Annotated in this window: 17 protein-coding genes and 1 pseudogene; 9 read left to right on the top strand and 9 right to left on the bottom strand. The window is 74.4% G+C overall.

Going from position 1 to position 21829, the window contains the following annotated elements:
• Positions 1–46: 46 nt before the first annotated feature.
• Complete coding sequence (locus QNH85_RS14725; RefSeq protein WP_282947577.1) at positions 47–850, bottom strand: ABC transporter ATP-binding protein; 804 nt, start codon at positions 848–850, stop codon at positions 47–49.
• Positions 851–947: 97 nt separating this feature from the next.
• Positions 948–2420 carry a sugar porter family MFS transporter gene (locus tag QNH85_RS14730; protein WP_282947579.1) on the bottom strand — a complete coding sequence of 491 codons (1473 nt, stop codon included), beginning with the start codon at positions 2418–2420 and terminating at the stop codon, positions 948–950.
• Between the two features lie 295 nt (positions 2421–2715).
• Here QNH85_RS14730 and QNH85_RS14735 point away from each other — a divergent pair, with 295 nt between their 5' ends.
• The 3 genes from QNH85_RS14735 to QNH85_RS14745 all read left to right on the top strand — a co-directional run bounded on the left by QNH85_RS14735 (position 2716) and on the right by QNH85_RS14745 (position 5309).
• Complete coding sequence (locus tag QNH85_RS14735; protein ID WP_213282914.1) at positions 2716–3318, top strand: hypothetical protein; 603 nt, start codon at positions 2716–2718, stop codon at positions 3316–3318.
• A gap of 359 nt (positions 3319–3677) precedes the next feature.
• The gene (locus tag QNH85_RS14740; protein WP_282947581.1) at positions 3678–4298 is read left to right on the top strand and encodes a DUF47 domain-containing protein; all 621 of its coding nucleotides are present in this window, start codon (positions 3678–3680) and stop codon (positions 4296–4298) included.
• Positions 4299–4304: 6 nt separating this feature from the next.
• Positions 4305–5309 carry an inorganic phosphate transporter gene (locus QNH85_RS14745; RefSeq protein ID WP_282947583.1) on the top strand — a complete coding sequence of 335 codons (1005 nt, stop codon included), beginning with the start codon at positions 4305–4307 and terminating at the stop codon, positions 5307–5309.
• A gap of 12 nt (positions 5310–5321) precedes the next feature.
• Here the strand turns inward: QNH85_RS14745 and QNH85_RS14750 are convergent, their stop codons facing one another.
• The 3 genes from QNH85_RS14750 to mshD form a co-directional block, all read right to left on the bottom strand.
• Positions 5322–6302: an NUDIX hydrolase gene (locus QNH85_RS14750; RefSeq protein WP_282947585.1), complete on the bottom strand. Its 981-nt coding sequence runs from the start codon at positions 6300–6302 to the stop codon at positions 5322–5324.
• Positions 6299–8803: an RNA degradosome polyphosphate kinase gene (locus tag QNH85_RS14755; RefSeq protein ID WP_282947586.1), complete on the bottom strand. Its 2505-nt coding sequence runs from the start codon at positions 8801–8803 to the stop codon at positions 6299–6301. The genes QNH85_RS14750 and QNH85_RS14755 overlap by 4 nt, the downstream gene beginning before the upstream one ends.
• Before the next feature lie 79 nt (positions 8804–8882).
• A complete protein-coding gene (mshD, locus tag QNH85_RS14760; protein ID WP_282947587.1) occupies positions 8883–9794 on the bottom strand; it encodes a mycothiol synthase in 912 nt (303 codons plus the stop codon).
• Between the two features lie 524 nt (positions 9795–10318).
• Here mshD and QNH85_RS14765 point away from each other — a divergent pair.
• A complete protein-coding gene (locus QNH85_RS14765) occupies positions 10319–11260 on the top strand; it encodes an NAD(P)-binding domain-containing protein (RefSeq protein WP_346016329.1) in 942 nt (313 codons plus the stop codon).
• 18 nt (positions 11261–11278) lie between these two features.
• Here the strand turns inward: QNH85_RS14765 and QNH85_RS14770 are convergent, their stop codons facing one another.
• Entirely contained in the window at positions 11279–12166 is an 888-nt protein-coding gene (locus tag QNH85_RS14770) for a LysR family transcriptional regulator (RefSeq protein ID WP_282947588.1), read from the bottom strand.
• Between the two features lie 190 nt (positions 12167–12356).
• Here QNH85_RS14770 and QNH85_RS14775 point away from each other — a divergent pair.
• Positions 12357–13505, top strand: a pseudogene (locus tag QNH85_RS14775) (MFS transporter); the annotation flags it as partial.
• A 37-nt stretch (positions 13506–13542) separates the two neighbouring features.
• Here the strand turns inward: QNH85_RS14775 and QNH85_RS14780 are convergent.
• Complete coding sequence (locus QNH85_RS14780; protein WP_282947589.1) at positions 13543–14640, bottom strand: LacI family DNA-binding transcriptional regulator; 1098 nt, start codon at positions 14638–14640, stop codon at positions 13543–13545.
• Positions 14641–14834: 194 nt separating this feature from the next.
• Between QNH85_RS14780 and QNH85_RS14785 the strand changes: the two genes are divergently transcribed.
• Genes QNH85_RS14785 through QNH85_RS14800 form a run of 4 tightly spaced genes read left to right on the top strand, consistent with a single transcriptional unit; the run spans position 14835 to position 19225 of the window.
• Positions 14835–16109, top strand: a complete 1275-nt coding sequence (locus QNH85_RS14785) for an extracellular solute-binding protein (protein ID WP_282947591.1) — start codon at positions 14835–14837, stop codon at positions 16107–16109.
• A 5-nt stretch (positions 16110–16114) separates the two neighbouring features.
• Positions 16115–17071 carry a carbohydrate ABC transporter permease gene (locus QNH85_RS14790; RefSeq protein ID WP_213283889.1) on the top strand — a complete coding sequence of 319 codons (957 nt, stop codon included), beginning with the start codon at positions 16115–16117 and terminating at the stop codon, positions 17069–17071.
• A gap of 14 nt (positions 17072–17085) precedes the next feature.
• The gene (locus QNH85_RS14795) at positions 17086–17988 is read left to right on the top strand and encodes a carbohydrate ABC transporter permease (RefSeq protein ID WP_428830418.1); all 903 of its coding nucleotides are present in this window, start codon (positions 17086–17088) and stop codon (positions 17986–17988) included.
• 52 nt (positions 17989–18040) lie between these two features.
• Positions 18041–19225, top strand: coding sequence for a glycoside hydrolase family 1 protein (locus QNH85_RS14800; RefSeq protein WP_282947593.1), 1185 nt, complete (start codon positions 18041–18043; stop codon positions 19223–19225).
• Between the two features lie 49 nt (positions 19226–19274).
• Here QNH85_RS14800 and QNH85_RS14805 read toward each other — a convergent pair whose 3' ends face one another.
• Positions 19275–19694 carry a hypothetical protein gene (locus QNH85_RS14805; RefSeq protein WP_282947594.1) on the bottom strand — a complete coding sequence of 140 codons (420 nt, stop codon included), beginning with the start codon at positions 19692–19694 and terminating at the stop codon, positions 19275–19277.
• 130 nt (positions 19695–19824) lie between these two features.
• Positions 19825–21765, bottom strand: a complete 1941-nt coding sequence (acs, locus tag QNH85_RS14810) for an acetate--CoA ligase (protein WP_282947634.1) — start codon at positions 21763–21765, stop codon at positions 19825–19827.
• Between the last annotated feature and the right edge of the window lie 64 nt (positions 21766–21829).

The following is a 21829-nucleotide window of genomic DNA, read 5'->3' on the forward strand; positions in this document are numbered from 1 at the left end:
GAGGCATAGGGGCTGTTCCACCACCCGCCGGTCCGGCGCCTCGCCGTCAGCGGAAGGACCCGACCGCCTCGGGGAACGCCTCGGCCAGAGCCCGGGTGTCGTCGTGCTGCGGGTCCGTCAGCAGGGTGCGCAGCGGGCCGGACTCGACCACGCGGCCCTCGGCGAGCACGTGCACCGTGCTCGCGAGCCGGTCGACCATGCGCAGGTCGTGCGACACGACGAGCAGCCCGACACCGGCCTCCGCGAGGGCGACGAGCTGGTCCGCGACCGCGTCGCGGAGGGCGGGGTCCAGGGCCGTGGCGGGCTCGTCCAGCACGAGGATCTCCGGCCGGGTGGCCAGCGCGTCCGCGAGCACGACGCGCTGCCGCTCGCCGCCGGACAGGGAGTACAGCGTGCGGTCGAGGTAGCGGGGCTCCAGGCCGACGCGGACGAGCATGTCAGCGGGCTCCAGCCCGGTCGCGCGGCCGGCCTTGCGGGCGTCGTTCAGCGTCCCACCGAGCAGCTTCGCGACCGAGGAGCGCGGGTCGGCACCCGCCAGGCCCTCCTGGTGGACGGCGCGGACGACGGACCGGAAGGCCTTCGCCTCCTTGCGGGACATCTTCCCCACGGGGCGGCCGCCGTACGTCGCGCGGCCCTGCGTGGTCTTGTGCCGGCCCAGCAGCACCTGGACGAGCGTCGACTTGCCGGCGCCCGACCGCCCGATCAGCCCCACCGTCTCGCCCGGGGCCACGGAGATGCTCGCGCCCGCGAGCACGGGCTGCCCGCCGTAGCCTGCCCAGACGTCGTGCGCGACGAGCGGGGTGCCCTGCGCGCCGTGCGGCGTGCCCGACGGGTGCTGCTGCGTGACCACGGTGATGCGTCCCTTCGACCGACGACTGCCGTCCGGACAACGGCCGAGCCCCCCGCGAAGTTTCCGCGAGGGGCTCGGGCCGGGGCAAGCCGGGTGGTCAGCCGCGCGCCTGGCGGGCCTGGCGGGCCTGCCGCTGGCGGGCCGGGGGCAGGTCCTCCATGTCCTCGAGCTCGACGCCCTTGGTCTCGGGCACCTTGCCGAGCACGAAGAAGAACGACAGCGCCGCGAAGATCGCGTACATCAGGTAGGGACCGGTCGCGCCGAACTGGTCGAGCATCGGCGGGAACGACACGGTGATGAGGAAGTTCGCGATCCACTGCGCGGCGGCGGCCACGCCCAGGGCGGCGGCGCGGATCCGGTTGGGGAACATCTCCCCGAGCAGCACCCAGACCAGCGGGCCCCACGACGCGCCGAAGAACACGACGAACGCGTTGGCCGCGACCAGGGCGACCGGGCCCCACGGCGACGGGAGCGATACGTCGTCGCCGGACCCGGAGGCCTGTGTGAACGCGATGGCCATGATCGCCAGCGAGATCGTCATGCCCGCGGAGCCGGTGAGCAGGATCGGCCGGCGGCCGACCTTGTCGATGAGGGCGATCGCGATGAACGTCACCGCCACGTTGGTCACCGAGGTGATCGTCGAGACCAGGAACGACTGGCTCTCGTCGAAGCCGACGGCCTGCCACAGCGTCGTCGAGTAGTAGAAGATCACGTTGATGCCGACGAACTGCTGGAACACCGACAGCAGGATGCCGACCCACACCACCGGCAGGAGCCCGAACTTCGGGCCGCGCAGGGTGGCCTGCTCCTCGAGGGCCTTGTCCTTCTCGATCGTCTTCTCGATCTGCGAGACGCGCTCGCGTGCGTCCTCGTCCGGGCCGAGGACGCTCTCCAGGACCGCGACGGCCTCGTCCCGCCGGCCCTTCGCCACGAGGTAGCGGGGCGACTCGGGGATGCGGAGCGCGAGGATGCCGTAGACGGCCGCGGGGACGACCGCGACCAGGAACATCCAGCGCCAGGCCTCCCACCCGAGCCACAGCACCTCGCCCGCGCCGCCGGCCGCCTCCTGCAGGAGCTGGTCGGACAGCAGGGCGGCGAAGATGCCGAGCGTGATCGCGAGCTGCTGCAGCGAGCCCAGCCGGCCGCGCAGTGCCGCGGGGGCGATCTCCGCGATGTACGCGGGGGCGATCACCGAGGCGATGCCGATGCCGACGCCCGCGAGGATGCGCCACAGGATCAGGTCCCAGACGCTGAAGGCGATCGCGGACAGGATCGACGAGACGAAGAACAGCACCGCGCCGAGGACCATCACCTTGGTGCGGCCCCAGTGGTCGGCCAGCCGGCCACCGGCCCAGGCGCCGAACGCGCAGCCCAGGAGCGCGACCGCGACGGCGAACCCGGTGAGCGTGGCGCCGAGGTCGAACTGGCCCTGGATCGCGTCGACGGCGCCGTTGATCACGGACGAGTCGAACCCGAACAGGAAGCCACCGACCGCGGCGGCGACCGCCAGGCCGATCGCCTTGCTGTGCGACGGGTGCCGGCCCGTCGGCTGGACTCTGCTCTCGGCCATGACGCTCTCCTTGCTCCTGCTGTCCTGGTGCGGGAACCACCAGCGGCCGGAGCACGTCGTCGGGCGCCGGTCGAAGGCGTTCCCACCTTTCACCCGCGCGGCACTTCGCGCACCCGGAACGGCGCCCGGGACGAGGTGCGGCGGGGAGCCTATCCGTCCTGGTGGGCGGTTCGCGCGTCGAGAGGGCCGCACGCGCGGCGGGCACGTCGCCGTGCGGGCGCGGTCGCCGCGGGCGGACAATCGGGGGGTGACGTCCGACTCCGGCTCCTCCCGACCCCGGTTCCGCCGTCCCGCGATGCTCGACCCGCGGGACGCCGACGCGCTGCCCGGCGACATGGATCCCGCCCTCCGGTCGCAGGTCGCCCACACGACCGCCGCCGCGATCGTGCACGGCGGCCGGTCCGGTGGCGACGACCCGGCGCTCGTCGAGCGGCTGGTGCGGCTGGTGGAGACCGAGGGCCTCGACGTGGTGGCGGCGCTGTGGTCGAACGCCCCCGCGACGACGCTGCCCGGCACCCTGTGGCGGCTGTACGTGCTGCGCGAGTGGGTCCGCCGCGACCCGCGGACCATCGCCGACCGGTACCGCCTGGGGCTGGAGGTCGCGCCGGTGCAGCACGTCGTCGTCGGGGTGGTCAGCCCGCCGGGGCCCGACGAGGTGCGCGACGTGCTGGACGCCGTGCTGTCGGGGGTCTACACGGGCGACCTGGCGGTGGCGCTCGAGCGCGGCGGGGCGTTCTGCCGCGTGCTGGCGACCGGTGCGGCGTTCGACGCGGACCACCTGGACCTCGCGCCCGGGGACACCTCCGCCCGGCTGACCCGCAGCGCCGGGTCGCTGGTCCGGACCGCGGAGGAGCTCGAGCACGCCGCCGGGCTCTGGCGGGCCGGGGCGCTGGAGTAGGCCCGCGGCCGCCGCGGTGTTCCCGCCGCGGCGGTGGCGATCCTCACGCCGTCCCGGGGAGGACCGCGAGCGCGTCGAGGAGTACTGTCGATGGCGACGCCGGGCCGCGGTAGCCCCGGGCTCCATCTCAAGCCGCTCCGAGCGGCCGTGCGCCGAGAGGCGCTCCCGGTCCGGCGTCGTCACCCTCCTCGGCCCGGTCTCCGCCGGTGTGTGACGTTCGTCCCGGTGCGGGGCGGATCACCGGCGATCCACCCCCGACACGCTGTGCGTTCACCCTGCGTTCACCTCCGGGGTTGTGAGTTCACCCGGCGGCTGCCCTAGCCTGTGCCTGACAAGAGCCCTCTTCCCCGGAGCCTCCCGTGCGCCTGCGCCTCACCCCGCGCGACACCTCGTTCTTCGATCTCCTCGCCGCCTCTGCGGCGCACCTCGTCACCGGCGCGAACCTGCTGGCCGAGCTGCTGGGGGCCGACCGCACCGCCCGCAAGGCGCTCGGGAAGCAGATCAGCGAGGTCGAGCACCTGGCCGACGAGGCCACCCACTCGATCATGCGGCGGCTCAACCAGACCTTCGTCACCCCGTTCGACCGGGACGACATCTACAACCTGGCCTCCACGCTGGACGACTGCATGGATTTCATGGAGGAGGCCGCCGACCTCATCGTCCTGTACAAGCTCGACGCCCTGCCGGCGCGGGTCTCCGACCAGGTGCAGGTGCTGCAGCGTGCGGCCGAGCTCACCGCGGACGCCATGCCCCGCCTGCGCTCGATGGACTCCCTGTCCGAGTACTGGGTCGAGGTCAACCGCCTCGAGAACCAGGCCGACAAGGTGCACCGCAAGCTCCTCGCTCAGATGTTCGACGAGATCACCGACCCGATCCAGCTGATGAAGCTGAAGGAGGTCGTCGAGAAGCTCGAGGACGCGGCGGACGCCTTCGAGAAGGTCGCCAACACCGTCGAGACCATCGCGCTCAAGGAGTCCTGAGCACCGGTGGAACTCGCGCTCGTCGTGGTCGTTGTCGCGTTCGCGCTCGGCTTCGACTACACCAACGGCTTCCACGACGCGGCCAACGCGATCGCCACCTCGGTGTCGACGCGGGCGCTGACGCCCCGCGCGGCGCTCATCATGGCGGCGGTGTTCAACCTCGTCGGAGCCCTCCTCGGCACGAACGTGGCGACGACCATCGCGCACGACATCATCAGCATCGACGACGTCTCGTCGCACGAGGGCCTGGTGATCGTGCTGTCCGCGCTGATCGGCGCGATCACCTGGAACCTCATCACGTGGTGGCTGGGACTGCCGTCGTCGTCGACGCACGCCCTCATCGGCGGGCTCGCGGGCGTCGGTGTCGCGTCCAGCGTGACGGTGCACTGGAGCGCGATCCTCGACAAGGTCGTCCTGCCGATGGTGATCTCGCCGCTCGTCGGGTTCGGCGTGGCGTTCCTGGGGATGGTCGGGGTGCTCTGGCTGGTGCGCCGGGCGTCCCCGGCACCCGCGCAGCGCCGCTTCCGGCTCGCGCAGACCGCCTCGGCCGCCGCGATGGCGCTCGGGCACGGCCTGCAGGACGCGCAGAAGACGATGGGCGTGATCCTGCTGGCGCTCATCGCGGGCGGGTTCCACGAGAACAACGACGACATCCCGCTGTGGGTCAAGCTCTCGGCGGCCACGGCGATCTCGCTGGGCACGTACTCCGGCGGCTGGCGGATCATGCGCACGCTCGGCCGCAAGATCATCGAGCTGGACCCGGCGCGCGGCTTCGTCGCCGAGTCGGTGTCGGCGATCGTGCTCTACCTCAACGCGTACTGGCTGCACGCGCCGGTCTCCACGACCCACACGATCACCTCGGCGATCATGGGCGTCGGCGCCACCAAGCGGCTGTCCGCCGTGCGCTGGGGCGTCGCGAAGAGCATCGGCGTCGCGTGGGTCCTGACCATCCCCGCCGCGGCTCTGGTCGGCGGGCTCGTCTACACGGTGCTCGCGATCTTCCTCGGCTGACGCCGCGCTCCCTCAGGCGCGCACCGGCACCAGCGGGGCGTGCACCTCGACGGCCTCGACCCGCGGTGCGTCCGGCGCCCCGCTGACGTGCGCCACCAGGATCTGGCCCGGTCGCAGGTACGGGTCCTCGGCGGGCAGCTCCTCGGCGACGCGCCGCCGTGCGTGGTCCCCGACCACCCGCAGCACCGTCGGCAGCACCGGCCGGTGCGTGCACACCGCGACGTCCGCGCCGGTGCGCAGGGCCGCGGCGACCACGGCCGCCGTCTTCTCGGGCGACTCGGCGTGCTGCGCCTCGGTCAGCGGCTCGTCCTGGACCGGGGTGATCCCGGCCGACGCGGCGTAGGGCGCGACCGTCGCACCGCACCGCGACCACGGGCTCGTGACGACCTCGACGACCCCGTACGCGGACAGCGCCGGCACCAGCGCCTCGGCCTGCCGGCGCCCGACGTCCGTGAGCGGGCGCGTCTCCTCCCCGCCGGGCCAGGAGGCGCGGCTGCGGGCACGGCCGTGCCGCACGACGACGAGGGCCCGGGTGTCGAGCCGGCCCTTCGTGTGGGCCTCGACGAGCGCGTCCAGCGGCTCCCGGTCGTCCTCGCGCGTCAGGCGGCGGCGCGCCACGTCGGCGTCGACCCACCGCACCCGGTCGATCTCGTCCGCGGACGCGTGCTCCGCCGGGGGCCGCGCGTGCACGGCGGGCCGGTCGGGGCGGCCCGCGACCTGGGCCGACCAGTAGTGCACGCGCTTGAGCCGGCCGTCGGACAGCGGGTACTCCAGCCCCGGCAGGGGCCGGCCCAGCACGACGTCGAGGCCGGTCTCCTCCTCGACCTCCCGCACGGCGGCGGTGATGACGTGCTCGCCGGGCTCCAGCTTGCCCTTCGGCCACGACCAGTCCTTGTACCGCGGGCGGTGCACCAGCACGACCTGCAGGCGGCCCTGACGGACGCGCCAGACCAGGGCTCCCGCGGCCTCGACGACGACGAGGCCCGTGCTCACCGCGCGGCGCCCAACCGTCGGCGCTGGCGGTAGATGAGCGTGGACTGGATGTCCCGCAGCGGCCCCTCCGGGCCCTCCGAGTGCCGGGTCCACGCCCCGTCCGCGCCGAGGTGCCAGGACGAGGTCTCGTCCGACATCGACGCGTCGAGCAGGTCGACGAGCTCCGCGATCTGGTCGGGGTCGCCCAGGCGCACGAGCGCCTCGACACGGCGGTCGAGGTTGCGGTGCATGAGGTCGGCGGACCCGATGTAGATCTCCGGCCCGGGCAGCCGCTGCTCGGGGTCGTCCCGCCCGGCGTCCGCGACCTCCGGGCTCACGCCCGCGTCCGCCGCGAACGCGAACACGCGGGAGTGCTCCAGGAACCGGCCGAGGATCGACCGCACGCGCACGGTCTCCGACAGGCCCGGCATCCCCGGCCGCAGGGCGCAGATGCCCCGGACGCACAGGTCGATCGGCACGCCCGCCTGCGACGCCCGGTACAGGGCGTCGATGGTCTCCTCGTCGACCATCGAGTTGACCTTGATCTTGATCCACGACGGCCGGCCCTCGCGCGCGGCGACGGCCTCCCGCTCGATGCGCTCGACCAGCCCGGCCCGCACGGAGCGCGGCGCGACGAGCAGCCGGTGGAACCGCGACTTCGGGGCGTAGCCGGACAGCTGGTTGAACAGCCGGGTCAGGTCCTGGCCGACGTCCGGGTCGCAGGTCAGCAGGCCCAGGTCGGTGTAGATGCGCGCGGTCTTCGGGTTGTAGTTGCCGGTGCCGACGTGGCAGTACCGGCGCAGCCCGTCGGACTCCTGGCGGACCACGAGGGAGAGCTTCGCGTGCGTCTTCAGCCCGACGATGCCGTAGACCACGTGCACGCCGGCCTGCTCGAGCTTGCGCGCCCACTCGATGTTGGCCTGCTCGTCGAAGCGGGCCTTGATCTCGACCAGCGCGAGCACCTGCTTGCCGGCCTCGGCCGCGTCGATCAGGGCGTCCACGATGGGGGAGTCGCCCGACGTCCGGTACAGCGTCTGCTTGATGGCGAGCACCTTGGGGTCGGCGGCCGCCTGCTCCAGGAACGTCTGCACCGACGTCGAGAACGAGTCGTACGGGTGGTGCAGCAGGATGTCCCGGGTCCGGATCGCGGCGAACACGTCCGTGGGCGAGGCGCTCTCCACCTCGGCGAGGAACCGGTGCGTCGTCGGCACGAAGCGCGGGTACTGCAGGTCGGCGCGGTCCAGGTCGGCGACGACGTTGAGGCCGGTGTGGTCGAGCGGCGCGGGCAGCTCGTACACCTCCTCCTCGGCGACCCCGAGCTCGCGCACCAGCAGCTGGCGGATGCGGGGGCTGATCGAGTCGGCGATCTCCAGGCGCACCGGCGGGCCGAACTTGCGGCGCAGCAGCTCCTTCTCCATCGCCTGGAGCAGGTTCTCGGCGTCGTCCTCCTCGACCTCGACGTCCTCGTTGCGGGTGACCCGGAACGTGTGGTGCTCCCGCACCTCCATGCCGGGGAACAGCTGGTCCAGGTGCTGGGAGATGACGTCCTCGACGGGCACGAACGACATCGGGCCGCGGTCCGTGCGGGCCTGCGCGTTGGCGGCGGCCGGGCGGCCCTTGGCGTCGACGGCGATGTACCGGGGCAGCAGCGGCGGCACCTTGACGCGGGCGAAGTGCTCCTTGCCGGTCGACGGGTTCACCACGACGACGGCCAGGTTGAGCGACAGGCCGGAGATGTACGGGAACGGGTGCGCCGGGTCGACCGCGAGGGGCGTGAGCACCGGGAAGATCTGCTTGCGGAAGTACTTGCGCAGCCGGTCCTGCTCGGCCTCGCCGAGCTCCTCCCAGCGGACCAGGGTGATGCCCTGCGTGGCGAGCTCCGGCTGCACCTGCTCGGCGAACACGCGGGCGTGCCGCGCGGCCAGGTCGTGGGCGCGCACGCTGATCGCCTCGAGCACCTGGCGCGGGCTCAGGCCCGAGGCCGCGGTCACGGCCAGGCCGGTCGCGATGCGCCGCTTCAGGCCGGCGACCCGCACCATGAAGAACTCGTCGAGGTTGGACGCGAAGATCGCCAGGTACCGCACGCGCTCCAGCAGCGGCTGCGACGGGTCCTCCGCGAGCTGCAGCACGCGCTCGTTGAACGCGAGCCAGCTGACCTCCCGGTCGAGGAACCGGTCGGCCGGCAGCGGCGGCAGCTCGTCCAGGACGTCCGCGAGCGGCGAGACGCCGGCATCGGCGGGCGGCGCGATGTGCTCGGCGATGTGCGCGGCGAGCTCCGGCGCGAGCCGGCTGCGGGTCGTCGCCGCGGAGGTCGCGGGGGCCGGGGCGGTCGCCGGGCCGGGGGTGCTGTCCGCCGTCTTCGTCGAGCGCGACGCGGCGGCGCGGCCGTCGGCGGAGGTCCGGCTGCTGCGCCGGGTGGTCGCCGACGTGCGGCTCGCGGCGGTCCGGGCCGTCGTCGCGGCGGAGGCGTCGCGGCGCGACCGGCCCCGGGCGGCGCCGTCGGAGGAGGTGTCGTCGCTCATCCCCACATGGTGGCACCAGGACGTGTCCGGTGGGTGACCGAACGGCGACCGCGGGGGGCCGGGGGCGCCGTCGGGGCGCTCAGGCGACGCGGTAGACGACGTCCACGGCGGATCGCTCGAAGCCCGCCGCCCGGTAGACGCGGATCGCCGGCGCGTTGTCCCCCTCGGTGTACAGGACGACGCGCCGCACGCCCCGGCCCGCGAGGTGGTCCAGCATCCGGGCGGTCAGCGCCGGGCCCAGCCCCTGGCCCTGCGCGTCCGGGTCGACGCCCAGGGCGTAGATCTCGCCCACCCCCGCGGCGGGGTCCTCGACCTTGGTCCAGCCCGCGCCCAGCAGCCGGCCGTCCCGCTCGGCGAGCAGCAGGCCCGCGGGGTCGAACCACGGCTCCGCCATGCGGTCCTCCAGGTCGGTCCGCGTCAGGCGCCCCTGCTCCGGGTGCTCGGCGAAGGCGCGCGCGTTCACGGCGACCCACGCGTCCTCGTCGCGGCCGGGCTCGAACGGGCGCACCGTGACGCCGGGCGGGAGGTCGCGGAGCGGCGGCACGGCGACCGGCTCGAGCGCCATCTGCCACAGCTCGCGCACGACGGGCAGCCCGCGCGCCGCCGCCAGGGCGCGGGCGGGCGGGACGTCGCCGTGCGCCCACACCGACACGGCGTCGCCCCCGCGCGCGCGGACGGCGTCGAGCGCGGCGGCGAGCAGGGCGGATCCCGTGCCGCGCCGGCGGTGCGCGGGGTCGACGACCGCCTCCGCCGTCGCGAGCGCCGGATCGCGGAGGTCCACCTGGGCGTAGCCCGCGAGGCCGTCGCCGGGGCCCGGCACCAGCAGGTGCGTGACGTCCGGGCCGGCGCCCGAGAGCCAGAGCAGCGGCTGCTCCGACAGGGGCGCGACCCCGTCGTGCGCCGCGGCCGCCTCGGCGAGCCGGCGGACGGCCGCCACCTCGCCGGCGGGGAGGGGACCGGTGCGGGGGTTCACGTGCTGCTGCTCGACCACGCCCCCCATCCCACCACCGCGGCGACGCGGCGGGGAACGTCCGGCGCAGGCGGCGCGTTGCACCTCTCGTGCCCGACGTGCCCTCGAACGCCCCGACCGACGCGTACGCGGACGTCGTGGTGGTCGGCGCGGGGCAGGCGGGGCTCGCCGTGGCGGCGCACCTGGCCCGCTCCGGGTTTACCGCGGCCCGCCCCGCCGACCCGGCCGACGCCCCCCGCCCCGGCGGCGCGCGTTCGTCGTGCTCGACGCCGCGCCCGGGCCCGGCGGCGCGTGGCGGGAGCGCTGGCCCGGCCTGACCATGCGCACCGTCAACGGCGTGTACGAGCTGCCCGGCCGCCCGCTGCCCCGGTTCGACGGCGACGAGCCCGCGAGCCACGCGCTGCCGCGGTACTTCGGCGACTACGAGCGGGACCTCGGGCTGCCGGTGCGCCGGCCCGTGCAGGTGCGGCACGTCCGCGACCTCGGCGGGCCGGACCGGCTGCTGGCGGTGGAGACGCTCGAGCGGCTGGACCCGTCGGCACACCGTGCCCGCGCGGGCGCCCCCGGCCCGGTCCGGGACCCCGCGGCCTCCGCGGCCCCCGCCGTCCCCGCGGCACCGCCGGACCCCGACGACGGCCTCGGGGGAGGCGCGGGCACCTGCCGGCCGGTGCCCGGGCCTCCCCCGCGCCGGACCTCGTGGCCCCGCACCGGACGACGCCCCGCCGGCGTCCCCCGCCCGCCGCCGCGTCGCCCGCACCTGGCGCACCCGGGCCCTCGTCAACGCGACGGGCACCTGGACCCGGCCGTTCTGGCCGACGTACCCGGGCATGCAGGAGTTCGCGGGGACGCAGCTGCACACGCACGACTACCGGGCCCCGGAGGACTTCGCGGGCCGGCGGGTGCTCGTGGTCGGCGGCGGCATCTCGGCCGTCCAGCACCTCCTGGCGATCGCGCCGCACGCCGCGGCGACCACCTGGGTGACGCGCCGGCCCCCGGACTGGCGGGACGACGAGTTCAGCCCGGAGCTCGGCCGCGACGCGGTCGCGCGGGTGGACGAGCGCACGCGCGCCGGCCTGCCGCCGCAGAGCATCGTCGCCGCGACCGGCCTGCCCCTGACCGACGAGTACCGGGAGGGCATCGCGAGCGGGGTGCTGCGCGCCAGGCCCGTGTTCGCCCGGCTGGTGCCGGACGGCGCCGAGTGGGACGAGGCCCGGGCGCGCGGCCCGCTGCCCGACGGCTGGGTCACCGGGCCGGAGCGCGTCGCCGCCGACGTCGTGCTGTGGGCGACGGGGTTCCGCGCGGCGCTGGACCACCTGGGCCCGCTCGGCCTCCGGCACGCGGGCGGCGGCATCCTCATGGACGGGACGCGCGTGGTCGCCGACCCGCGCGTGCAGCTGGTCGGGTACGGGCCGAGCGCCAGCACGGTCGGGGCGAACCGGGCGGGCCGCGCCGCGGTGCGGCAGGTGCGCCGGCTGCTGGGCGTCTAGCACCCGGGGCCCCGCGTCTCAGCGCCCGAGCTGCTCCCGGACGTGCCGGGCGAGCGCCGTGGTCGCGGCCCCCGGGGAGCGGTCGGCGGGCAGCGCCAGCGACATCGGCCAGCGCAGCGCGTCGCCGGCGAACGGCACGACCACCAGGTCGGTGAGGTGCGCGACGGTGAACCGCGGCAGCACCGCCACGCCCAGGCCCTGCCGGACGTACGCGGCCGCCGTGCCGATGTCCGCCACCTCGATGGTCACGCGCCGGCGCGCGCCGGCGGCGTCGAACGCGTCGTCCGTCACCGCGCGGTTGCCGAAGCCCGCGGGGGAGTCGACGAACTCCAGGCCGTCCAGGTCCGGGACGGTGACCTCGGCGGACGCGGCGAGCGGGTGGTCCGGCGGCACGACCAGGTCCATCGGCGCCTCGGCCAGCGCGGTGAGCCGGACGCCCGGTGCCGACCCGCCCGGGACGGAGACGAACGCCAGGTCCAGCCGCCGTTCCGCGACCGCCTCGACGAGCCCGCGCGACCCGGAGGGCGCCGCGCTCAGCCGCAGCGCGACGCCGGGGTGCGACCGGCGGAACGCGCCGAGCAGGCCGGGCACGTCCACCAGGCCGGTCGACGTCATCGTGCCCACCCGGACCGTCCCCCGCAGGCCGCCGCGCACCTCCGCGACCGCCTCGCGGGCGTCCCGCGCGGCGTCGAGGGCCGCCCGCGCGTGCGGGAGCAGCACCGCCCCCGCGTCCGTGAGGTCCACCCGCCGTGACGTCCGTTCGAGCAGCACCGCACCGAGCTCGTGCTCGAGCGCCTTGACCGAGGCCGAGACCGCGGACTGCACGACGTAGAGCCGCGTCGCGGCGGCGGTGAAGCTCCGCTCCTCGGCGACGGCCACGAAGGCCCGCAGGTGGCGCAGCTCCATGTCTTCGACGCTATCACCGGATCAGATCGATCCGAGCGCGAATAGGTGTTGGACGTGATGGACAACCCCGGCCGAGAGTGGACGGCATGTCCTCCACGGCCCTGCGCCCCGCTCCCGCCCGACCGCCGTCCGGCCCGCGCGCCGCACCGCCGGCCACGGCACCGGGTTCTGGCTCGTCGCCCTCGCGTTCCTCGCCACGATGGCGTTCTCCACCGTGCCCGCGCCGCTCTACCCGCTCTACCAGGCGGCGGACGGCTTCTCGACCTTCACGGTCACCGTCGTGTTCGCCGCCTACGCCGCCGGCGTCGCGCTCAGCCTGGTCCTCGCCGGGCACGTGTCCGACTGGGTCGGGCGCAAGCGGGTCCTCGCCCCGGCGCTCGTCCTGGAGCTCGTCGCCGCGGCGCTGTTCCTGTCGGGGACCGGCCTGGCGACGCTGCTGACCGCCCGCTTCGTCGGCGGCCTCGGGGTCGGTGTGCTGACCGCGACCGCGACCGCCCACCTGTCCGAGCTGCACCGCCGGCACCGACCCGGCGCCTCCGAGCTGCGGCCCCAGGTCGTGGCGACGGTCGCGAACATCGGCGGGCTCGGCCTCGGGGCGCTGGCCGGCGGGGTGCTGGCCGAGGCCTCCGGCGCGCCGCTGCGGCTCCCGTACGCGGTGTTCGCGGTGCTGCTCGCCGTCGGGCTGGCCGGCGTGCTGCTCGCGCCGGAGACCGTGGAGCGACCGGCCGTCCGGCCCGCCTACCGGCCGCAGCGGCCGCGCCGGGCCGACGCCGACCCCGCGCGGCACGCGCTGGCGCTCGCCGCGGCGTTCGCCTCGTTCGCGGTGTTCGGCGTGTTCACGTCCGTCGCGCCCGGGTTCGTCGCCGGGACGCTGCACCACCCGTCGCGCGTGCTCGCGGGCCTCGTCGTCTTCCTGGTGTTCGGCTCCGCCGCGGCCGCGCAGGCGCTGACCGTGCGGGCCGGGGCCTCGCTCCGGCTGCGGCTCGGGGTGCCGGCCCAGGCGCTCGGCCTGCTCGTCCTGGTCGTCGGCATGCGGACGTCGAGCCTCGGCCTGTTCCTCGCCGGGGGCGTGCTGACCGGCGTCGGCGCGGGCCTGCTGTTCGCCTCGGCGGTCGGCACGGTCGCCGCCCTGGCCGGCGACGGGCGGCGCGGCGAGGCGCTCGCGGGCCTGTTCCTCGTCGCCTACCTCGGCATGAGTCTGCCGGCCCTCGCGCTCGGCGTCGCCGCCAGGTCCGTCCCGGCGACCACGGCGATGACCGCCCTGGCCGCCGTCCTCGTCGCCGCCCTGCTCGTGGTCGGCGTGCTGGACCGGCGGAGCCCGGGTCGCGGGCGCGCCTGACCCGCCTCGACCCCGCCAGACCCGCCGGGCCGCGCGCTCAGCCGGCGTGCGGGCAGCCGCAGCTCTCGCGGCGCACGACCTGCACCGGCAGGCGGTGGGACTCGGGCTCCTCGGCCGGCGTGCCGGCGTGCCGCACGAGCACCTGGACGGCGAGCCGGCCCATCGCCGCCATCGGCTGCCGCACGGTGGTGAGCGTCGGGCGGGCCAGGCGCCCGGCGAGGATGCCGTCGAAGCCGGTGACCACCACCCGCTCCGGCACGGGCACGCCCCGGGCGGCGAGCAGGTCCAGCACCGCGAGGGCCAGCTGGTCGCTCGCGCAGACCACGGCCCGGGGGAGGCGGTCGGCGGCGGCGAGCTCGGCCAGCACCTCGAACCGGTGCGGCTCCGCGAGGTCGGTCGGGTCCAGCGGCTCGGCGGGGGCCTCGAGCCCGACCTGCGTCATGGCGTCCCGGAACCCGGCGAACCGCTCGGCGTAGTCGGGGGTGGACAGCCGGCCGACGAACGCGAGGTCCCGCAGGCCGTGGTCGCGGACGAGGTGCTCGACCACGTCCCGCATCCCCGCGCGGTTGTCGACGGTGACGTGGTGCAGGCCGTCGGCCACCGGCGGCATGCTGAACGCGACCACCGGGATGCGGCGGGCGATGTGCTCGAGCGCCTCGACGGGGCTGGGGCCGGGGAACACCGCCAGCCCGTCGACCCGCCCGGCGACGTCGGTCACCGAGGCGCGCGAGCCCGTGCCGCTGCTGAGCAGGAGCGCCTGCCCGCGCTGCCAGCACTCGAGCTCGAAGCCGCGCTGCACCTCGTCGACGTAGAGCGGGAAGGCGCGGGGGTCGGAGTCCGGGTCGTCCGCGTCGGGGCCGGCCGGTGCCGCGTGCGGCGGCCGCGGGTCGTCCGCGCCCTCCTGCGGGGCGGCGAGCATGAGGTCGAACGAGTACAGCCCCAGGGCGCCGGTGCTGCCGTGCGCGAGCCCGCGGGCGCTGGCGCTCGGGACGTAGCCGAGCTCCCGTGCCGCGACCAGGACGGCCGCGCGGGTCGACTCGCGCACGCGCTGGGGCTGCCGGAACGTGAAGGACACCGTGGCGATCGACACGCCGGCGCGCTCCGCGACGTCGTAGACGGTCGGTCGACGCGGCACTGCTCACCTCCTCATGGGCGGGACCGATGCTAGGTGCTCGGTCCCGGGCCGGTGCCCGACGTCGGTCCCGGCGACGGGCGGGTACTTGCGGGGATCAGTCTATGCGCTTAACATCACAGACGATCTAAGCGCATAGAACCCGCGGCGCACAGCGCGCCGATCAGCCGCACCGTCCGTTCGAGGAGGAACGAACCATGATCCGTCCCGCTGCGCGTGTCGCCCTGGTGACCGCGCTCGCCCTGACCGCCCTCACCGCGTGCGGCCGCTCCGACGACACCGGCTCCGAGGGCAGCACCGACGCCTCGACCCTCGCCGCGGGCGAGGCCACCGGCGAGCTCACCGTGTGGGCCATGGGCGCCGAGGGCGAGGCCCTGCCCGACTTCGTGCAGGAGTTCGTCGACGCCAACCCCGACGTCGACATCGAGGTCGTCCCGATCCCCTGGGACGCGGCCCGCGACAAGTTCCAGACCGCCATCGCCGCCGGCACCACGCCGGACCTCGCGATGATGGGCACCACCTGGATGGCCGAGTTCGGCGACGCGTTCGCGCCGGTGCCCGAGGGCATCGACACGAGCGGCATCTTCGAGGGCCCGCTCGGCACCGCGGAGCTCGACGGCACCGCGGTCGGCGTCCCCTGGTACGTCGACACCCGCGTCCTGTACTACCGGACCGACCTGGCCGAGCAGGCGGGCTGGACCGAGGCGCCGGCCACGCAGGACGAGCTCAAGCAGATGGCCGCCGACATGCAGGACAAGGCGGGCGCCGACTACGGCATCCGGCTGCAGTCCGCGGGCAACGACTCGTTCCAGGGGTCGCTGTGGGCGGCGTGGTCCAACGGCGCCAGCCTGACGAACGACGACGTCACGGAGTGGACGCTCGACACGCCCGAGATGGTCGAGTCGTACGAGTACTACACGTCCTTCTTCTCCGACGGCGTCGCGAACGCCTCCGCCGACCGCACCGCGGGCGCCCAGGAGGCCGAGTTCGTCGCCGGCACCACGCCGATGCTGATCGACGGCCCGTTCATGATGGGCCAGCTCGCGACGCTCGGCGGCGAGGGCTTCGAGGACAAGTACGCGACGGCCCGCATCCCGGCCGGTGAGAGCTCCACGTCGTTCGCGGGCGGCTCGAACCTCGTCGTCTTCGAGGAGTCCGACAACGCGGACGCCGCCTGGAAGCTCGTCGACTGGCTGACGCAGCCCGAGGTGCAGGTCGAGTGGTACGGCGTCACCGGTGACCTGCCCTCGCAGCAGGCGGCGTGGGACGACCCGGCCCTGGCAGACGACGCGAAGCTCGCCGTCTTCGGCGAGCAGCTCGAGGACACCGTCGCCCCGCCGGTCACGACGACGTGGGTGCAGGTGAACGCGGCCGCCGACTCCGTGCTGGAGCGGATGACCGTCAGCGGCGAGGACCCGGCCGACGCGCTCGCCGACCTGCAGGAGCAGGCGACGTCGATCGGCATGGGCTGACGGTCATGTCCACCGCAGCCGCCACCCGCCCGGCCGGGGCCACGCGCTCCGGCCGGGCGGCCCCGGCCCCCCGCGGGCCGGCCGCCGCCCGGCGCCGCCGGCAGGGCTACGTCGCCTGGCTGTTCGCCGCGCCGTTCGTCCTGGTGTTCGGGTTCTTCATGCTGGTGCCCCTGGTGTCGTCGTTCGCGATGTCGTTCACCGACTTCACCTCCCGCGACGTCCGCACGCCGTTCGCGGTGAACTTCGTGGGGCTGCAGCAGTACGTCGACCTGTTCGGCGACCCGCGCTTCCTGAAGTCGCTCGGGGTGACCGCGACCTTCGTGGTCGTCGGCATCCCCGTCACGATGGCCGTCGCCCTGGCCCTCGCGGTCGCGCTGAACTCCGGGATCGGCCGGTTCCGGGCGGCGTTCCGGGTCGGGTTCTACGCCCCGGTCGTCACCAGCATCGTCGCGGTCTCCGTGGTGTGGCGGTACATCCTGCAGCCCGACGGCCTGCTCAACACCGCGCTGGGCTGGGTGGGCATCGAGGGCCCGAGCTGGCTGACCTCGACCACGTGGGCGCTGCCCTCGCTGATCCTCATGGCCGTCTGGCGGAACGTCGGCACGCTCATGGTGATCTTCCTGGCCGGCCTGCAGGCCGTCCCGCAGGAGGTCCAGGAGGCCGCGGTCATGGACGGCGCGAGCTCGTGGCGCCGGTTCCGCAGCGTGACGCTCCCGCTCCTGCGGCCCACGCTGCTGCTCGGCGCGGTGCTCATCTCGGTCGGGTACCTGCAGTTCTTCGAGGAGGCCTTCGTGATGACGCAGGGCGGCCCGCTGGACTCCACGCTCTCGACCGCCTTCTACACGTTCGAGCAGTTCGGCTTCGGCAAGTACGGGTTCGCGTCCGCCGCGTCCTACGTGCTGTTCCTGGCCATCGCGCTGCTCAGCCTGCTGCAGTTCCGGCTGCTGCGGTCCGACGACTGACCGAGGAGACCCCCATGTCCGCTGTGACTCCTCCGTCGCCGCACCCGGCCGTCGAGGCGCTCGCCCGGCCGTCGGTGCCGGCGTCCCCGCGCCGCCGCCGGATGACCACCGGCCGCGCCCTCACCTACGGCGTGCTCGTGGTCGGCGTCGCGCTGTGGCTGCTGCCCTTCGTCTGGATGGTGCTCGGCTCCGTCAAGACGCAGCGCGAGATCCTGACCAAGCCGCCGACCATCTGGCCGGCCGACCCGACCTTCGACAACTTCGGCCGCTGGTTCACGGACCTCGGCTTCGGCCAGTTCTTCACGAACTCGGTGATCGTCGCCGTCGTGACCGTGCTCGGCAACCTGCTGTTCTGCTCGATGGTCGGCTACGCCCTGGCCAAGATGGACTTCCCGGGCAAGCGCGTCCTGTTCACGCTCGTCATGGTCATGCTGATGGTCCCGGGCGTCGTCACGTTCGTGCCGCTGTTCGTGCAGGTCACGTCGCTCGGGCTGCTCAACACGTACCCGGCGCTGATCCTGCCGTTCCTCACCCAGCCGCTCGGCGTGTTCCTCATGCGGCAGTTCATGCTGGGGATCCCCGAGCCGCTGATGGAGGCCGCCCGTATCGACGGCGCCGGCGAGCTGCGCATCTTCGCCCGGGTGGTCATGCCGCTGTGCGGGCCGCCGCTCGCGACGCTCGGGATCCTCACGTTCCTGGGCTCGTGGAACAACTTCCTGTGGCCGCTCGTCGCCGCGCAGAGCCAGGACATGTACACGCTGCCCGTCGCGCTGTCCCTGTACTCCACGGGGCAGCAGGCCACCGACTACGGGCTGCTGCTCGCCGGCGCGGTCCTCATCATCACGCCGATCCTCCTGCTGTTCGTCGCCCTGCAGCGGTACTTCATCCAGGGGGTCGCGACCGCCGGACTGAAGTGACCCCGCGACGACGCACGACCCGCACGCACGTCTGCACGACGGAAGGACCCGCATGACCACCCGACGCTTCCCCGAGGGCTTCCTCTGGGGCGCCGCCACGGCCGCGCACCAGATCGAGGGCAACAACGTGAACTCCGACTGGTGGGTGCGCGAGCACACGCCGGGCACCGACCTGCCGGAGCCGTCCGGTGACGCCGCCGACTCCTACCACCGGTACCCGGAGGACATCGCGCTGCTCGCGGGCCTCGGCCTGAACACCTACCGGTTCAGCATCGAGTGGGCGCGCATCGAGCCCGAGCAGGGGTTCGTGTCGAAGGCGCAGCTCGCGCACTACCGGCGCATGGTCGACACCTGCCGGGAGCACGGCCTCACCCCGTCGGTGACGCTGCACCACTTCACGCACCCGCGCTGGTTCGCCCGGCTCGGCGGCTGGCGGAACCCGGACGCCCCCGAGCTGTTCCAGCGGTTCACCGAGATCGCCCTGCCGGTGCTCGGCGACGACGTCGAGTGGGTCTGCACGATCAACGAGCCCAACATGGTCGCGATGACCCGCGGCGAGGAGGGCACGGAGATGACCGCGTCCCGGCTGCCCGCGCCGGACCCGCAGATCACCGACGCCCTCATCGACGCCCACAAGCGGTCCCGCGAGGTGCTGTCCGCGCTGCCGCAGGTCCGGTCCGGCTGGTCGGTCGCCACCCAGGCGTACCACGCCGCCCCGGGCGCCGAGGAGGCGACGAAGGCCTACGGCTACCCGCGGGAGGACGTCTTCCTGGACGCCTCCGCCGGCGACGACTGGATCGGGGTGCAGGCGTACCTGCGCACGTTCATCGACACCGACGGCAACCCGCTGCCCGTCCCGGAGGGCGTCGAGACCACGCTGACCGGCTGGGAGTACTTCCCGCCGGCGCTCGGCATCGGCGTCCGGAACGCGTGGGAGCGCACCGGCGGCGTGCCGATCGTCGTCACCGAGAACGGCATGGCGACGCAGGACGACGCCCGGCGCATCGACTACACGCACGACGCGCTGGTCGGGCTGCACGACGCGATGGCCGACGGCGTCGACGTCCGCGGCTACCTGCACTGGTCCGCGCTCGACAACTACGAGTGGGGCTCGTTCACGCCGACGTTCGGTCTCATCGGGTGGGACCGCGACACCTTCGAGCGCACCCCGAAGCCGAGCGCGCACTGGCTCGGCGGTGTGGCGCGCACCGGGGAGCTCACGCACCCGACGCGCTGACGCGCCGACCGGGCGGCACCCGGCGTGCTGGCGTCGGGCGCCCCTGAGGTCAGCCCGACGCCAGCAGCTGGTTGGCGCGCTGGTGGGACACCCCGAGGATCGCGCCGATGTCGCGCTGCGGCACGTCCCGCGCCGCGAGGTCGCGGGCCAGGGAGCGCGTGTGCTGGGCGAGGCGCCGCTCCAGGTCCGCGGCCTCGGCGCGCTCCCGCTCGATCTCCGCGAGGCGGTCACGCACCTCGACGCCGTCGACGCTCACGACGTCGACCGTCAGGTCGAAGGCGTCGGGGTCCACGTCGAGGACGAGGGAGACGAGCTCGCGCGCCATCGTGCCCGCCTCGCTCAGCCGCCGGGCCTGCGTCAGCCCGTCGACCTCGGGGACGGCGACCATCCACCACCGGCCCTCGCGGGTCACGTTCGCGGTGTACCGCGGCCGGGCGCTGACCGTCACCGGCCGGTCGTCACCGTGCATGGGACTCACTCCTCGAGAACCCGGCGGTGCGGAGCTGCTGCACCACCGACCTCGTCGGCTGCTCGCTCACCATCGGTGCAGTCTAGGGCCCTTGCGCCGCGGCGGCAATGGCCCTAGACGTCCCACCATGTCAGCTCCCGGGCTTCTCCAGGCCCTGCTGGATCAGGTCCATCACCGAGGAGTCCGCCAGGGTGGTCGCGTCGCCGACCTTCCGGTGCTCCGCCACGTCGCGCAGCAGGCGGCGCATGATCTTCCCCGACCGGGTCTTGGGCAGCTCCTGCACGACCAGGATGGTCCGGGGCTTGGCGATCGGGCCGATCTGCTGCGCGACGTGCGCACGCAGCTCGGTGGCGACCTCCTCGGCCGTGCCGGCCACCGCGTCCCCGCGGAGGATGACGAACGCGACCACGGCCTGCCCGGTCGTCTCGTCGTTCGCGCCGACGACCGCCGCCTCGGCGACCGACGGGTGCGACACGAGCGCCGACTCGATCTCGGTGGTCGACAGCCGGTGCCCCGAGACGTTCATGACGTCGTCGACGCGGCCGAGCAGCCAGATGTCGCCGTCCTCGTCCTTCTTGGCGCCGTCGCCCGCGAAGTAGATGCCGCGGAACCGCGACCAGTACGTGTCCGTGAACCGCTGCTCGTCGCCCCAGATGCCGCGGAGCATCGCCGGCCACGGCTCGGTGAGGACCAGGTAGCCGCCGGAGCCGTTCGGGACGGGGTGGGCGTCGTCGTCGATGACGTCGGCGGCGATGCCGGGCAGCGGGGTCTGGGCGGACCCGGGCTTCGCGGTGGTGACGCCCGGCAGCGGGCTGATCATGATCGCGCCGGTCTCCGTCTGCCACCAGGTGTCGACGACCGGGGTGCGGTCGCCGCCGATGACCCGGCGGTACCAGGTCCACGCCTCCGGGTTGATCGGCTCGCCGACCGACCCGAGGACGCGCAGGCTCGTCAGGTCGAACCCGCCGGGGATGTCGTCGCCCCACTTCATGCAGGTCCGGATGGCGGTCGGGGCGGTGTAGAGGATCGACACCCGGTACTTCTGGACGATCTCCCACCAGCGGCCCCGGTGCGGGGTGTCCGGCGTGCCCTCGTAGATCACCTGCGTGGCGCCGTTCACCAGCGGGCCGTAGACGACGTACGAGTGCCCGGTGACCCAGCCGACGTCGGCGGTGCACCAGTAGACGTCGGTCTCCGGCTTGAGGTCGAACACGTTGAGGTGCGTCCACGCGGTCTGGGTCAGGTAGCCGCCGGTGGTGTGGAAGATGCCCTTCGGCTTCCCGGTCGTGCCGGAGGTGTAGAGGATGAACAGCGGGTGCTCCGCCTCGAGCGGCACCGGGTCGTGCTGGTCGCTCGCCGCGTCCACCGCGTCGTGCCACCAGACGTCGCGTCCCGCGGTCCACGGGACGTCCTGCCCGGTGCGCCGGACCACGAGGACGTTCCGCACGACGTCGCCGGAGCCCTTGGCGAGGGCCTCGTCCACCGTCGGCTTCAGGGGGCTCGCGGCCCCGCGGCGGTACCCGCCGTCCGCCGTGATGACGACGTGGGCGTCGGCGTCGACGATGCGCGAGTGCAGGGCCTCGGCCGAGAAGCCGCCGAACACCACGGAGTGCGGAGCGCCGATCCGGGCGCACGCCAGCATCGCGATGACGGCCTCCGGGATCAGCGGCAGGTAGATCGCGACCCGGTCGCCGGTCCGCACGCCGAGCGCCGCGAGCGCGTTGGCCGCCTTCGACACCTCGCGCTGCAGGTCCGCGTACGTGAGCGTCCGGGTGTCGCCGGGCTCGCCCTCGAAGTGCAGGGCCACGCGGTCCCCGTGACCGGCCGCCACGTGCCGGTCGACCGCGTTGTACGCCGCGTTCAGGCGCCCGTCGGCGAACCAGCGGGCCGACGGGGGGTGCGACCAGTCGAGCACCTCGTGGAACGGCTCCGCCCAGTCCAGCAGCGAACGGGCCTGCTCGGCCCAGAACTCCAGGGGCGCCGAGTTGGCCCACGCGTAGAGCTCGGCGTGGGCGTTCGCCTGCGCCGCGAACGCCGGGTCCGGCGGGAAGCGGCGGTCCTCGGTCAGCAGGTTCTCGAGGCCCGGGGTGCGCTCAGGCTCGGGGGCGGGGCCGCCCTCGGGCTCGGCGGTACGG

The sequence above is a fragment of the Cellulomonas endometrii genome, from assembly GCF_949769265.1.
Lineage (GTDB): Bacteria > Actinomycetota > Actinomycetes > Actinomycetales > Cellulomonadaceae > Cellulomonas > Cellulomonas endometrii.